Origin of the sequence: Photobacterium toruni (assembly GCF_024529955.1) — a bacterium.
Taxonomy (GTDB): Bacteria; Pseudomonadota; Gammaproteobacteria; order Enterobacterales; family Vibrionaceae; genus Photobacterium; species Photobacterium toruni.
In genome coordinates, this window is the sequence record NZ_AP024855.1 from 215,157 (window position 1) to 230,959 (window position 15,803).

Consider the following 15,803-nt stretch of genomic DNA (forward strand, 5'->3'; position numbering starts at 1 on the left):
CGTTCGATTAATGGTTCTATTAATGACGACTCTGATTGTATTGATTGTATTCATAGCTTATTTATAGCTATCACTCATTATTGCCCATGGATCATTTTTATACTGCCCACAAAATGTAACGTCACGCCTGTTTCTTGTTCTACCATTTCGATATCGGCTAATTGATGACGGCTTAATTTTGTCTCGCCCACCACCACTAAATCTTTAATATTTCGTTCACGGATACAAGCTGAAATGCCCGTTAATCGACCTGATAAATTGGTCATAATAGTGACGCCGTCACCTTTATAGCACCATGCTAATCCTTGCTGCCAAATACTATGGTCAGTCTGTTGATCAAAACTTATCAACAAACATTTCAGTTTTTTTTCATCGTTAATCTTGGTAATAACGTTAATAAAACAAACAGTTAAAACTGATGACCACAAGCTTTTTTGCACCGTAATTAACGGATTATCTTGATGTTCAATCACAGCACTCACTTCTGGTAATAAACGCTGTTGAATGACCTTATACGGATATATTTTCAATGCTTCATTGATCAATCTTTCTAATTTAAAGCCATTTAATACTTGCACCGCACAAATAATATCAGCCGTTATATCTAATGGTTGTGATTGTTGTAATACAGGATCGCAACCACCCACCAATAACGGTTTCACCTTGCCAATAGAAACCCCTTTTGCTAACCAATCGAGAATCAGATGGATCTTGGCTATATCAGCCTCAGTGTATAAACGGTGGCCTTTAGGTGTCCGTTGAGGAACTAAAAGCCCATAACGTCGTTGCCATGCTCTTAATGTTACCGCATTGACCCCTGTTATTTCAGAAACCTCACTGATAGCAAATAATTTAGTGTCAGTAAGGTTTTCCATAAAGCCTCTCTAAAATAACAATTAAAAAATAAAGAATATTTCACTACTTATAATGCATAACGTAACTTCAAACTTTCAGGGTAAAGTTCTAAATATGCTTGATTAGCTAAATAGTTGTCAGGATAAACAGCCAAATGATGATTAATCAACGTTAAAGGAGCAATTAATGGTAAGAGACCTTCGCGATACCGCATAATCACATCACGTAGCTCTGCTTTTTGAGGCTTATCCAAATCACGTTTAAAATAACCTTGAATATGCATTAATACATTAGTGTTATTTTTACGGCTGGCTCTTTGCTTTAATGCATCCATAAATAACAGGCGATATTCAACAAAAAAAGCATTCAAATCATCCCATTTATAGATATCAGAAACAAAACGCCCTAATGAACGATAAGCCTGCGGATCATTTGCCATCAGGCACAACTTATAACGTGAATGGAATTTAATAATATTATCGCGAGTTATACCCTTCGCTGTAGAGCGGTATAAATCATCAAGCGCATAGATACGGAAAATAAAATTCTCACGTAAAACAGGATCTTGTAAACGGCCATCTTCTTCTATTGGCAACCAAGGCATTTTCAACATTAATTGTTGAGTAAAGACGCCAACACTTCCCCCTGGAACCGTATTACCGTTTTCAAGATATAATTTGACTCTTTCCATACCGCATGTCGGTGATTTAGCACAGACAATATACCCACAAAGTGATTGAAAACTTTGGATTTTGGCATCACTAAACGTCATCATTTTATCGGTATAATCGATACTATTATCTTTACTATCAACCAGACGGACATCAATGCCATTATCAAGTAAACGGATCACGGGCCGAGGTACCGACATTCCAATACCAACCTCAGGACATACTGGCGTGAAATCAAAATATTCACTTAACTCTTCAACAGCAAAACGACTTTGTTTATGCCCACCGTCAAAACGAACTTTCTGCCCTAAAACACAAGCACTAATACCAACAGGAATCCCCATGTCGCCTCCAAACCCCACACTAAGGTTGTACAATTGTTAAATGTTGTACAATAAATGTAGCCAATAAAATAACGTTGTACAACTTTATTTTCTGTATAAGTCCGCATCGAATTCAAAGAAACAATAAAAAATAAACACCATAAAATTAACATTGTCGCAACATATTGATCTAAATCATTACATGCCAGTGAATACTCTCCTACTGTTAATTTAGTAACACCATAAGACGGAGGTATTATGAAATTAAAACAAGATCCTAAATGCTATACAGATATTTGTCTAAATGGTAAATGGTTCCATCACGATCATGGAACAACAACGGCTTACATGCTTAAAGGGGGAGACTCACCTCAATTTGAACTACATAAAATACCAGAAACAGAAAATGAACTTATCGATTTACTCTATACAACGACATCAAAATAAGTTTCCTCAAAGACGTTTCTAGTTCATGAAACATGACTAAATAGCAGCCATAAAAAAAGCGACCATCAAGGTCGCTTATTATCAATACTGATTTATATTACTGAAACATTACGCCCAACGTTCTGCTTGCCATTCTGCTTGCTGTTCTTCGTTTAAGAATGTCCATGCAACAACACGCGAGATTTTCTGCCCTTGTGACATTTCAATGGTTTTTACTTGGAATGCGCTGACTTTTTCAAGCTGCTTGTAGATAACACCAAGATTTTCTTTCTTAGAAACCAGTGTTGTGAACCAGAAACACTGTGTCGCTTTGGTCGCACTTTGGTTGATCATCTTTTTAATGAAACCAACTTCGCCACCTGTACACCACAACTCGGCTCTCTGACCACCAAAGTTAAGCACTGGCGTTGTAGATTCTGATTTGGCATTAAATGCCGAAAGCTTATTACTACGACCATGTGCTTGGCGCTTTTTGCTTGAGTTAGAGGCAAGGTTACGCACTTTACGTTCTGAACCAGCCATTGCTTCCGCTTCTGAGCCGTGGAACGGCGGATTACACATGGTAAAATCAAACACTTCTTCTTCATTGATCATATCAGTAAAGATATTATCAACATTATTTTGCAGACGAATCTGAATCGCACCCTTTAAGCTTGTGTTATTAGCCGCAATAAATTTAGCTGACTTAACGGCTAACTTATCAATTTCAGAGCCAACAAACTGCCAGCCGTAAACACGATGACCAATGATCGGATACACACAGTTAGCGCCGATACCGATATCTAAACCACGAACACCTTTACCTTGTGGAACAGCACCACCATTAGATTGTGCTAATAGATCGGCAATATAATGAATGTAATCAGCACGGCCAGGGATCGGTGGGCACAAAAAACCCGCTGGAATATCCCAGTAATCAACTTGATAAAAATGCTTTAGCAGCGCTTTATTTAAGGTTTTTACTGCGAGAGGATCAGAGAAGTTTACGGAAAGATCACCATAAGCATTTTCACTAACATATTGTGCCAACTCAGGTGTAGATTGGGTTAGTGTCGCAAAATCATAACGCGCACGGTGTGGGTTACGTGGATGTAGGCCTTGTTTAGGCTGTGCGGCTTTCTTTTGGGTCATCTTTGCTACTCGCAGGAATCAAATACAATTGAGCGCAGCATTGTACATGCTAAACACTAATAACCTTAGCATCTTAATGACCAACCGCATAAAAAACGCACAATTGCAGCGCACAATCATCATATGGGCGATTAACATTACAATTAACAGCGATATTTCCTATAAAAATATCGCCTCATTATGTTAGGCCGACTCGAAACATCCTATTAAGCCGCTCATTGTAATATCTATTATTCTTAAAGAAGCACTTATACTTACAGTATATTCTCACTTTGCTAGGATTGATGTTATGACAACTATCTCCCCATCATCTAAGCCACCTCACTCTCCTTTTTTATCATTATTATTGACAGCGTTTGGTGTTTTACTTCTCTTTTCTTGCTCTAATGCATATGCTGACACGTCAATTAACAGTAAAACATTGCGCGTGGGAACATATTCCTGTCCACCTTTTGTGATAATGGATGAGCCTAATAATTACCAAGGATTAACATTTTTACTGTGGGATAATATTGCCACTGAACTCAATATTAAATACACCATTAAAGTCTTACCACTTAAAGATCTACTTGCAGAAGTCGCCAATAATAAGCTAGATATTGGGTTATCTTGTATTTCCATAACACCTGAGCGTGAAGAAATATTAGATTTTTCACACTCATTTTATGAGACAAATCTCGCTATTGCCGTAAAACAAAAAAGTCATTGGGATACCTTTACCCACCTTCTTTTTAATAAAAAACTCTTACAAATTTTATTAATAGTCTCAATTGCCGCAGCCACAGTGGGTGGTATTTATTATCTACTTGAGCATCGTGTTAATGATAAGCTTTATTCAATGCAATCACGATCTGCACGATTAGTTGAAGGTTTTATTTTAGGGTTATTATTTATTACTAAAGGACCTTTTAACTATTACGAATTCAGAACATTAACGGGTCGTGTTATCACCGTTTTATTAGCAGTCTTTACAACGTTATTTATTGCAAGTATTACAGCGGTACTTGCAAGCTCATTCACATTAGGTCTTATTACCAGTGATATTAAAAGCCCTAACGATTTAGACAATGTCATCACAGGTGCAAAACAATCATCAACGTCTTCAGACTTTTTAACAAACCATAGTATTAGCCATAAAACCTATGCCACCGTTGCGGCAATGCTAATCGCTTTAGATAAAGGCGAGATCAATGCGATTGTCGATGACGATGCTATTTTAAGATATCAAATAAAAATGGCCAAAAGCCAAGGTAATTTTCAGCAACTGGAAGTATTACCCTATCAGTTTGAAAAACAAAATTACGGAATAGTCCTTAGTGAAAACAGTCCTTATGATGAAGAAATAAACCGAGAACTATTACAATTTCGTAAAAGTAACCAATGGAAAAAAGCGTTAACTGAATATTTTAAAATCAAATAATACGACAATAATCTTTATAATTAAAAATACACTTAAATAAGAAAAAGGAGTATAGAGGTACTCCTTTTTATATCTAATAATAAATACACTTAGCGTCGTTTAAACAACCGTCCAAGTTGACTTAAAGTGGATGGATGATACGACCAACAATGATCAAACAAATCCAATAACTCAGGGTTACCATATTTAGACAAATTAACAGCATGAAAGCGGTTTTTCTGCTGTTTTAACTTTTGTACTCGCGTTAGCATCGCTTCTGGCTGACTAGGAGCAATAAAATCCGACAAAACAACCAAATCGGCATTTTTGTATTTCCCTTCAGCCATAAGATCAATTGACTGATCCAATACTGGTCCAAGATCAGTCCCCCCATGAAAGGAATATGACAAAAAGTTAACCACTTCATGTAAACCATCTTGTTTCGTCAATTCATAAGTAATTTGCTGAGTTGAAAACATAATCACAAAGCAGTCGCGCTCTTCTACAAGTGCTATTTGCATTAAACCATATGCTAATGCTTTAGCACAATTTTCAGGAAAGCCTGACATTGATCCAGAGGCATCGATACAAACAATAAAAGGACCTTTCGGCTGATCAACCTGTTTAGTTTGGCGCTGATACGCTTTTACTTTTCGTAATTTACGCTGAGTACCTTGCATACGATAGTTCATTAACCGCTTATCCGCTAAGTGCTTATAGAAAACCACCTCAAGTTCAGGATAAGCTAAGAACATCGCTTCATTAGGTAATAACTTGGTTAAATCATCACTTTCATGGATCCCGACAATATCATCGGTGACATTGTCACTGATTTCTTCCACCAGCTTCATGTGTTCGGCTTTTACACGCTCTTTATTCGGATCATCAACTTCATTGGCCATACGACCTAATTTTTCGGCTATTTCTTGCAGACCATCATTCTTTTTTAAGAATGCAGCGATTTTTTTCATTACATCAACATCTGTTTTGGTCAGTTTGGCTTGTGCCATATCCCACAAACGTCCTGCTTTACTGACATCGCCAGCATCAGTTACTGTCGCCATTTTTTTCATGGTTTCAATACGTTGATATAAGTCTTTTAACAGCTGATCTTTCTGCTCTTCAACTTCAGACTCTTGTGCCTCTCGCAATGCATGCGCTAGGTATTCATACCATTTATCACAAAAAAAACGCTGAAACATAGGGTTATGCTTATTCTGCTCTTTTGCTAATAAACTTTTTGCTTTGAAATAAAAGGCAGATTGCCCTTCTAATTGCTTAACGATTTGTTCTGAATGGGAAAAAAAATACTCTTTATTCCATGTACAGACTTGTTGATATAAATTAATCTCGTCACTAAACTGCTCAACAACAGTGCCCTTGGCTGTTTTAGTGATCATTTGACCACGCCATTTCATGATTTGATTTTTCATGGCCGTTTTAACACCGGGACTGGCTTCTGCTGCCATAAGTATTTGCGGCCTAACCATTATTTCATGTACTGCTGTATCAATAATACCTGACTCTGCAAGCATCAAAGCAAAATTTAACCCTTCCGATACTGGCATAAGCATCAATCCTTTACTTTATTTATCGTCACACATAGCAATACATCGGTATTTTCTTATTCCAGCACTCATTGTTTAGAAAAATACTCATCCATGTGAGTTATTCTAAAGGCACTTCTTTCAGTACTTAATTTAAGATCTGCCACTTTATCAATACAATCATTAAGGCTCTGCTCTATCAATGCTGGAAAATCCCCACTAATAAAATTATGCGGTAATGCGCCATGGAACGAAGTACGAGCTTTAATCACATTATGTTCAGAATCGGTAATTTTAGCCATGGCTTGATCAACCATTTGTCGCCATTGTTGCTGCTGTGAGGCTGTTAAACCTTTATTACCTGCCACACCAACTAAAACCGGACGATTTGCAATATCTTTAATCACCAATTGGTTCTCTGCATTTATTTCAAATTGCAATCGACATAGCTTTTTGTTTTTATTAACAAAGCCATAAATATCACATTTTCCAGTACGAATTTTTTTATCAAACTCATCACCGTCAACATACACCCACCGGCTATCACCCAATTCTTGCTCTGACACTGATGTATTCGATTGCAGCATAACAAGCTTGATCATGCGTGGATTGTTATTGATATTGAAACGCGTTGCTGTCGCAAAGTTATATTTAAACCATTCTTTACGCATCGTACTTTCACGAGTAAAGGTGACAACTAATTGGGTACAGATATCTTGATTTATATCATCAATAATGACATGGGCTTCTTTAGCATCAGCAATAGCATCTTGTTGATTAAAAGCATGCTTAGTCGCAAACTCTTTCATAATACTAGCAATCACATTACGTGACTCAGGGCTATGCCATAAACAATCTTGTAATAGTAATAAATCTAACGGATTGATCTGATCTCGACCATTAAAGAAAGCACTGGCTTTAAGTAACCGCACAGATTTTTTCCAGCGACGATCTGAAATATAAAGCTCGCTATCTGTTGTTTGCTTAATGCTTTCTCCTGAACGGTCTTCTATCATTGATTTTAGCTGATATATTTTTTCAAAAAGAGGTTCAGTTAATGTTACATCTTCAATATGAGCTTGCCAGCTATGGTATTCATCATCTTTAATGGTTAACGCGGGATCAATAGCAGTTAACGCTCCACCATCGCCCATTAACATTGATTTAAAATTGCGTTTTTCCTGAATACGATTAACAAATACGCGCACAAGCATTCGATCATATAACGCATCTAAACCACTATCTGCGTCAGGTAATTCATTTGATGCAGTAATCAACAACCGCATTGGTATTGGTAGAATATCTTGACCATTTTTAAAGGTCCGTTCGTTAACAACAGTCAGTAAGGTATTTAATATAGCGGGGCCCGCTTTCCAGATTTCATCGAGGAAAACGACTTGAGCTGTAGGCAAATAGCCATCAATCAAACGAACATATTTACCGTTATCTTTTAACTCTTGAATTGATAATGGCCCAAACACTTCTTCTGGCGTTGAAAATCGCGTCATTAAATAGTCAAAAAAACGACTATTATCAAATGCTTGAATTAGTCTTTTAGCTATTAAACTTTTAGCGATACCTGGTGGACCTAATAAAAACACACTTTCACCTGCCAATGCGGCAAGTAAGCATAATTTAATGGTTTCTTCACGTTCATAAACCCCATTAGAAAGCCCGTTAATTAGCTTTTGAATACGCTCTGACAAAATGGCTTTATTCGGTACTGCTGTTGCTACTGTAAGCATATATCCAACCTTGAATTTTTATCCTACCATACATGGCATACCGTAAATGGTGATTAATTATGTAAAATAACACCGATACGTTGCTGTCTTATTACCGTTATATCATGATTTTATGTGGTGATACATCTTATACAGACTTTTAACAATAAAGAGGGATATCAACGTTAATTATTCATCAATTATTAGTATATAACTCAATGAATACATGAATATACTAATAATTTTATTGCAAGAACTATTTTTCTCTTAATTGTACTTATCTTTTACTTTTTCTTAATATTATATTAAGAACTGCTTAACGAAAGTTTTGTTAATAAAACGACAATTTAATTTTATATTAGCAATAATGGTTTTATTACTGAGACCTTAGTTTTAACAGCTTAATTTCAAGCGCTAAATTTTAAATTAATCCCAGAAATACTCGCTAAGATACAAAAAAGGCTTTTAGTCAGAAAATTCTCGCTAAAAGCCCATTTAAATCACAGCTATTTCTGCTGCAATTTGAAAAACAACCGATTATTTAACCACCGGATAGTTTTCATTCGCACCCCATTCAGTCCATGAACCATCATAAACAGTAAGGTTGTCACGACCACAGCATTGAGCAGCTAAAGCTAAAATACAAGCCGTAACACCAGAACCACAACTAAAGATAAGCTGTTGTTCAGATGAACTTAATGCATCAAACTTCTGCTGTAATTGCTTAACAGGCAAAAAATGACCATCTACCAATAACTCACCAAAAGGTAAACTTTTCGCATTTGGCATATGACCACTACGAAGCCCAACTCGTGGCTCTTTAACAGTTGCTAAAAATCGTGCAGTTGGACGCGCATCAATAATTTGAATACGTGTATCATCAAGCCTTTGGCACAATGTATCTGCATCAATCACCCAACTAGGTCGATAGTTAGCACAAAAATCTCCAGCCACATTAGCAGCAGGTACGCCTGATTGTGTTGCATAACCTGCAGCGAGCCAAGCAGGAAAACCGCCATCAAGTACTGAGACATTATCATGCCCCATGGCCTTGAACATCCACCAGCCGCGCGGTGCTGAAAACATTCCTTGGCTATCATAAATAACAACATGACTACTATTATTCACGCCTAATTGTGCTACTTCTTTAGTGAATAATTCAGCTGATGGCAACATGTGGGGCAAATCAGTATTTGGCGCTGCTATTTGATGATTAAAATCAAAAAAACGTGCCGTTGGAATTCGAATATCTATAAACTCTTGTTGAGGATCACGAGGTACATCAGGCATAAATGCGCTGGCATCTAACACCACTATTGATGCAGCTAATGAACTATCACGTAATTGCTGATTAAGCCATGTAGCAGAAACTATATTATTTACAAGCGATACCATAAAAAATCCTTAGAAAGACTCCGCAGTTAAAATCATTAACCTTGGCCACAACACCTGCCACTTTTTATCTCGAATACGCTGTTGATAAACGGCAGGTCTTGGGTAATGTGGATTGATGCTAACATGTAATGACCAGTTATGCTCTAATCCATACGCCGCTGTAAAAATTAAGTGATTATCAGCCGTTAACTGCACGCCCACACATGTAGGGATTTCAACCCAACGAGAAATTGCCTCAGCACTATTCTTATAAGGTAAATGCTGATGCTTTAAGTGCATTCTTGCTTGGTTTTTAACTTCCCAATTAACCATCGGGAGTTGCTGTTGTAGTAATGCAGTGTAATACGCTTCAGTCGTTAATGAGCAATCATTAGGATCAAAATACACCACATCAACATCATTAAGAGTTGTCATTGGAAAATGATGTAAGTGATCCCAAATAGCATTACGAACAAACCCCGCAGCAATAAACCAATCAGGTAAGTGCAAGCTTTTCACTGCACGCAAACAGGCCATTCTAAAAGGATCAGCTTCTATAACGGCAGCAGTATTTGCGACTAAATCAGCCATATATATTGAGATCCTTGTTGGTATCTTGATTGATAAATAACAATACGTTACAACGTAACAACCTGTTGAATTAATACTGACATACCATCACCACTAGCCAAATCATGAGTCATTGCCATTTGCATAATTTCTTCAGCATTATAGCGATTACCATCATAAACAACGACGATGCTTGTATCACCTGCTTGTAGAAAATGGGTTTCACCATACGGAGTATAACGTGTTGCTCCAATACTGATCACAGCTTGCGTTGGATACTGACTTTGCGCTAATAACTCAGCAATATTTTCAGTGGGTCCAGCATCTTGCTGGTGATTCATTCGTTCAATAATCCACTCTAATAGTGTCTTATGAAAATAACTGTAATCAATCACGGCACTGTCTTCACCATAACGATGCACTTCGTCATTACGACAATGAAAACTCGCGATGCGGTAGCTATCTAAAACACCACCAGCAGTAAGATGATCGATACCAATAAGGTGATCACTGATTCCTTTACTATTTACCCCCCAGTTTTTCTTTTCACTGATTTTTTTTGCCTGAGGTTTTCGAATTGAACAATCGTTATAAGCACCAAATTGACGTGGAATTAAAGCTGATACTATTTGACGGCTATTATCAGCACTAGCCGTATATACCACATCACAAACAAGCGCTACTTCAGGTTCAATTTGAAGATTATCCGCATCGTTAGGAGGCGTAATACTTGTTGATGACAATGGATATATTGCTAATAACCCGCTATCAATATTCGGTAAATAAAAAGGAAAAATAGCTTTAGGTTGAGTAACTTCTTTTACTGCAACAGTACTAAAATCAGCCGCTTCACCAGCTTGTTCTAAATGCCCCGCAAAATTACCTGCAACACCGAAACCAATATATTGATTAAACACGATTTATCCATCAATAAATAAAAAATAATTTCTTATAATAATCAAAAATACATCTATTTTCCGTTATCAAGTTAACAATTATTAAGACTAAATACACAGAATTCTCATTTTTGATTCAACATTAATCACAGTTTTAAAGGCTAGATAATCATCAGCTAACTACACTGAAAATAATGGATAAGGTAAGATAGGGAAGAATAATGCGTTTATATATACAAAAAAATACAATTCGTTATTTATTACTATTTCTTCTTATAATAACAAGCTCTCATCATTCAGCTGTTCTCGCCACAGAATCAACATCAAAAGCAATAAACAGTAATCCTGCCACCCTTTATGCGCCATTATTATTACCCTGGCAAGCAGCAATAACATCATCAAATATAACCGCTGTATTATGTGGTGCCGTTGTTATTGATGAATATTGGTTAATAACTGCTGCTCATTGCACCAAAAATTATATTCGACATATTATTGCAGGAACATCATCAGTTCCTCAACGAAACACACAACAACTTGGTGATAAATATAAATTCACTATTACCCATATAATAAATAACCCTCATTATAATAAGGAAATATTTGCTAATGACATTGCACTTATCCGAGTTAATCGATCTTTATTTACCGTCGCTAAACCAATTATTATCGCATCAGTCAATGAACAGATAACAGCTAATAATATTTTTGATAATAGCTGGGTAATACATCAAAACTCAAAAGCCAATCTTATTGCATCAGGTTGGGGAAAATCAAATAATAACACTAATATCAACTACCCTAATCAATTACAACTAGTAACCTTAGCAGGTGTTCCTGATCAATATTGCAATAATAGCTGGGTAATACATCAAAACTCAAAAGCCAATCTTATTGCATCAGGTTGGGGAAAATCAAATAATAACACTAATATCAACTACCCTAATCAATTACAACTAGTAACCTTAGCAGGTGTTCCTGATCAATATTGCAATGGCTTACAAGCCAACAAATCACTAATTATTTGTGCTGATTCCAATATAGATGGTCTAATTAAAGATGTGTGTAGTGGCGACTCAGGTGGCCCGTTAATTTGGCAAAACCCACAGCATGTTGCCGATAGTGACTTTGGTCTACGAGTCGTTGGCATCGTTAGTAACGGCGCTCTGTGTGAGCATAGACTTCGTAATCCAACGCAACAATACCAACAATTACACGGCCAATATACTGAATTGGCATCATTACGTACTTGGATTGAAAATTCTATAAAACAATATGATAACCTGCCTCATTTTTCCTTAGCCACACACTATAATTCACCTAATTACAACAATGATCCATTTGATATCGCCGATGATTATCCTCAAAACCAAGATCTTAATTTATTATTAGTTTCAACTCAGCCACAAACAGCTGGAAATATACCATTAACAGTTTTAGCTATACTTATAACAATTGCTTTATCCCGAAGAAGAATCAATTTGTAATAAATATTAACAACAACTATCTATTTATGAATAATAATAAATACAATATTGCCATCAATCAGTATTACGTAATAATAGGCTCACGTTGATATTTAGAATGGATATTATTAAATGGATTTCTTTCCGATATTTCTAAAAGTAAATCATAAACAAATTTTAGTTATTGGTGGCGGTGAAGTTGCTTGTCGAAAAGTGGATTTATTACTAAAAGCGCATGCTAACGTTACAGTTGTCTCACCGCAACTGCATCCACACTTACAAATATTACTTGAACGACAGTTAATTAAGCATATTAATCAGCCTTATCACGCATCACAACTAGAGGGGGCAGACCAAGTATGGGCAACAACGGATTCTTCGACACTTAATCATCAAATTTATCATGATGCTAATGCATTAAAAATTTGGACTAATGTTGTGGATGATCCAACATTTTGTGATTTTATTACGCCGTCAATGGTCGATCGCTCACCCATTCAAGTCGCGATCTCTAGCGGTGGTGCATCTCCAGTATTAGTGCGTTACTTACGTGAACGTTTAGAGACTTATTTACCTCAAAATCTAAATTTACTTGCTTCATTCTCAGGTCAACAGCGCCAACGCGTTAAGCAACAATTCACAACCGTAGATGAACGACGTAAATTTTGGGAACAATTTTTCAGATTAAGTGCAGTCGAAAATGCACACTCAATTGAAGAATTAGAAGTAGCATTTCAACAACTATTAACTGAACAGAATCATTGTAATGGTAATATATATCTTATTGAAACCGGTCATGATCCTGAATTACTCAGCCTTAAAGCATTACGATTAATGCAACAATCAGAATATGTTCTATACCATGATGATGTAGCGGATGTATTTATTGATTTATGTCGACGCGATGCTGATCGTGAAAGCTGTAATCACAAAAATATTCAAGCACTCACTGAAAATCTTGTGCAAAAAGGTATTCGAGTTTGCATACTGGCGACCAAAGATAATCACCGCCCTGGTATTAAAAAATACTGTGCCAGTCATCAGGGAATTTTTGTTCCTATCTTCAGCTGAAAGACTTTAATCCAAAACTAAAAACGCAGAACCGAAGCTCTGCGTTTTTATTATCAATACTTATTCACTGCATATATTTTAGCTATTTATTTGTTCGTAATTCGGTGATAATTTTGCATGCAACCATATGCCTGTTGTTTTCATTAAATAACCAAAGATGACACCAACAATAAGAGATGGAATAACCAGTTGCCAATTACCAGCAGCTGCAAATGTTGCACAAGAACCAATGAATGTTCCAGGGATAAAGCTTAACCAGTGTTTTTTTGCTTGCGCACACATCATAAATGCCACAAACGCTGTAATGATGTAGCCAATAATTTCTAAATGAATCATTGCTGATAATTTAATAATCACCATTGCCCAAAAAACACCACTAAGGTTAGTTGCAATACTTAACCCAACCCCTTTAAGACCATCACGCTGTAAAGCAAAATATGTTGTACATCCTAAGAAGCCACCCCAACTGAGTAACCCCAAAGAAACAGCAACCCAGCCCCATATTCCAGAAAGAATACCTGTTGTTAAAGCAATAGCAATAAGTAAAGACATTATTGATCCCACATCAATTTTTAATGATGCGTAGTCTATATTAACCTGAGTCGCACTTAAAACGATTTAGATCACATTCAGATAAATAACCTTACATTTAGTTACCATTTAAAGTGATATACATCACTGGCTAATTTTCTATCATAGAAAGCAAAAAATACAATAAAATCCAGATTAAAAATTGCGGTTATAGCAAACTATGATAATTTATTCGTTCTATTTGTTTGCTGGAGTGTCTTGATGGGACCTTTAATGCTTGATGTATCAAGCTATGAACTTGATGCAGAAGAACGTGAAATTATTCAACACCCTACTGTTGGCGGCATTATTTTATTTGCTCGCAACTACGATAATCGCGATCAACTTCGAGCACTGATAAAAGATATTCGAAAAACAGCAAAACGCCCTCTTATTATTGGCGTAGATCAAGAAGGTGGACGTGTTCAGCGTTTTAGAGAGCAATTTTCTATACTGCCTTCTGCTCGTGCATTTGCAGAATCAAATAATGGTTTAGCACTTGCAACAACCGGAGGATGGCTAATGGCTGCTGAATTACTGGCAATGGATATTGATATCAGCTTTGCGCCAGTGTTAGATTTAGGTTTTGATTGTAAAGCCATTGGTGATCGTGCTTTTTCTGACAATCCATCTGCTGTTATTCGTTATGCTTCAGCTTTTATTGATGGTATGACTACCGCAGGTATGGCTGCAACAGGTAAACATTTTCCGGGCCATGGCGGTGTTATTGCAGATTCACATCTTGAAACGCCCTATGACTCACGTGACAATATCAAGCAACATGATATGACCGTATTCACAGATTTAATAAGCAATAATAAACTTCAAGGGATCATGCCAGCACACGTTGTATTTGATGCTTATGACGAACGTCCTGCCAGTGGCTCTGAATATTGGTTAAAACAAGTACTTCGTCATGATTTAGGCTTTAACGGTGTTATTTTCTCTGATGATCTAAATATGAAAGGTGCTGATATATTAGGTAGTTATAGTGAGCGTGCCGTAGCTGCTCAACGATCTGGTTGTGATATGGTTATGCTATGTAATAATCGTGAAGGTGCAGTACAAGCATTAGATGGATTACCACAGACTCAAGTCACTATTCTTGATTCATTATTAAAAAAACCAACGCCTGAATTCAATGCATTAATGCAAACTCGAGAATGGAAACAAGCACAGCAATCAATTTCACAGCTAGTCGATACATGGAACAATAAAAATAATTAATTGTCGACAATCAACAGCACTTTACTCTTCATACCATTTGTAGAATAAAGTGCTTTTTGTAGTAACATTATTACTCATTATTTTTTGACCTGACTTGACATAATCATGCGAGTACTTAGCCTTTATTCAATCAAAAAATAAAATCGCTTCGATAGAGAAATAGCCTCTATCCTATTGAATTATATATCACAAACTATCCTTGGAATAATCAATAGATTTTGCACATTTTTTTTTCTCCTTTGAGAGAATATAAAATGCACCAATAATAAACGCTACCGTGAGTATGATTTCCATAATTGACCTTTATATCTGTTAAAACAAAACTGATTAATTTCAGTTCATAAGTCTTTGGAATTTCGTTGCTTAACTCAAATCCCCCAACAACTTACATCATTGTACTAACAACACCTTAAATAAGTTATAAAGTTGTGACAATTTACGGCTAATTTTTATACTTCATACAACTTTTTGCATAAAACTCACATTACAACTAACGTTATCGAGCCGATTAAGCCCATATAAAGCTCGATTT

Annotated in this window: 14 protein-coding genes; 5 read left to right on the top strand and 9 right to left on the bottom strand. The window is 36.4% G+C overall.

Features of this window, described 5'->3' with window-relative positions:
* Nucleotides 1-77: 77 nt before the first annotated feature.
* Entirely contained in the window at nucleotides 78-875 is a 798-nt protein-coding gene (locus OC457_RS15180) for a MerR family transcriptional regulator (protein WP_080174164.1), read from the bottom strand.
* Nucleotides 876-922: 47 nt separating this feature from the next.
* Complete coding sequence (locus OC457_RS15185) at nucleotides 923-1,870, bottom strand: YbgA family protein (protein ID WP_080174165.1); 948 nt, start codon at nucleotides 1,868-1,870, stop codon at nucleotides 923-925.
* Between the two features lie 237 nt (nucleotides 1,871-2,107).
* Between OC457_RS15185 and OC457_RS15190 the strand changes: the two genes are divergently transcribed.
* Nucleotides 2,108-2,296: a hypothetical protein gene (locus OC457_RS15190; RefSeq protein ID WP_080174166.1), complete on the top strand. Its 189-nt coding sequence runs from the start codon at nucleotides 2,108-2,110 to the stop codon at nucleotides 2,294-2,296.
* A gap of 108 nt (nucleotides 2,297-2,404) precedes the next feature.
* Here OC457_RS15190 and rlmF read toward each other — a convergent pair whose 3' ends face one another.
* Nucleotides 2,405-3,427, bottom strand: a complete 1,023-nt coding sequence (gene rlmF / locus OC457_RS15195; protein WP_080174167.1) for a 23S rRNA (adenine(1618)-N(6))-methyltransferase RlmF — start codon at nucleotides 3,425-3,427, stop codon at nucleotides 2,405-2,407.
* Between the two features lie 289 nt (nucleotides 3,428-3,716).
* Here rlmF and OC457_RS15200 point away from each other — a divergent pair, with 289 nt between their 5' ends.
* On the top strand, nucleotides 3,717-4,847 hold the full coding sequence (locus OC457_RS15200; RefSeq protein WP_080174168.1) for a transporter substrate-binding domain-containing protein: 1,131 nt from the start codon (nucleotides 3,717-3,719) through the stop codon (nucleotides 4,845-4,847).
* Between the two features lie 89 nt (nucleotides 4,848-4,936).
* On the opposite strand, the gene viaA is transcribed toward OC457_RS15200, so the two are convergent.
* The 5 genes from viaA to OC457_RS15225 all read right to left on the bottom strand — a co-directional run bounded on the left by viaA (nucleotide 4,937) and on the right by OC457_RS15225 (nucleotide 10,961).
* Nucleotides 4,937-6,394 carry an ATPase RavA stimulator ViaA gene (gene viaA, locus OC457_RS15205; RefSeq protein ID WP_080174169.1) on the bottom strand — a complete coding sequence of 486 codons (1,458 nt, stop codon included), beginning with the start codon at nucleotides 6,392-6,394 and terminating at the stop codon, nucleotides 4,937-4,939.
* A gap of 68 nt (nucleotides 6,395-6,462) precedes the next feature.
* The gene (locus tag OC457_RS15210) at nucleotides 6,463-8,118 is read right to left on the bottom strand and encodes an ATPase RavA domain-containing protein (protein ID WP_080174170.1); all 1,656 of its coding nucleotides are present in this window, start codon (nucleotides 8,116-8,118) and stop codon (nucleotides 6,463-6,465) included.
* Between the two features lie 516 nt (nucleotides 8,119-8,634).
* On the bottom strand, nucleotides 8,635-9,492 hold the full coding sequence (locus tag OC457_RS15215; protein WP_080174171.1) for a sulfurtransferase: 858 nt from the start codon (nucleotides 9,490-9,492) through the stop codon (nucleotides 8,635-8,637).
* Nucleotides 9,493-9,501: 9 nt separating this feature from the next.
* The gene (locus OC457_RS15220) at nucleotides 9,502-10,062 is read right to left on the bottom strand and encodes a nucleotidyltransferase family protein (protein ID WP_235866918.1); all 561 of its coding nucleotides are present in this window, start codon (nucleotides 10,060-10,062) and stop codon (nucleotides 9,502-9,504) included.
* 47 nt (nucleotides 10,063-10,109) lie between these two features.
* Complete coding sequence (locus OC457_RS15225; RefSeq protein ID WP_370737962.1) at nucleotides 10,110-10,961, bottom strand: DUF5718 family protein; 852 nt, start codon at nucleotides 10,959-10,961, stop codon at nucleotides 10,110-10,112.
* A 197-nt stretch (nucleotides 10,962-11,158) separates the two neighbouring features.
* Between OC457_RS15225 and OC457_RS15230 the strand changes: the two genes are divergently transcribed.
* The gene (locus tag OC457_RS15230) at nucleotides 11,159-12,424 is read left to right on the top strand and encodes a trypsin-like serine protease (protein WP_262054084.1); all 1,266 of its coding nucleotides are present in this window, start codon (nucleotides 11,159-11,161) and stop codon (nucleotides 12,422-12,424) included.
* 111 nt (nucleotides 12,425-12,535) lie between these two features.
* Nucleotides 12,536-13,474, top strand: a complete 939-nt coding sequence (locus OC457_RS15235) for an NAD(P)-dependent oxidoreductase (protein ID WP_080174174.1) — start codon at nucleotides 12,536-12,538, stop codon at nucleotides 13,472-13,474.
* A gap of 78 nt (nucleotides 13,475-13,552) precedes the next feature.
* Here OC457_RS15235 and OC457_RS15240 read toward each other — a convergent pair whose 3' ends face one another.
* On the bottom strand, nucleotides 13,553-14,026 hold the full coding sequence (locus OC457_RS15240) for a DUF1097 domain-containing protein (protein ID WP_080174175.1): 474 nt from the start codon (nucleotides 14,024-14,026) through the stop codon (nucleotides 13,553-13,555).
* A gap of 240 nt (nucleotides 14,027-14,266) precedes the next feature.
* On the opposite strand from OC457_RS15240, the gene nagZ reads away from it, so the two are divergent.
* Complete coding sequence (gene nagZ / locus OC457_RS15245) at nucleotides 14,267-15,271, top strand: beta-N-acetylhexosaminidase (RefSeq protein WP_080174176.1); 1,005 nt, start codon at nucleotides 14,267-14,269, stop codon at nucleotides 15,269-15,271.
* The last annotated feature ends 532 nt before the right edge of the window (nucleotides 15,272-15,803 follow it).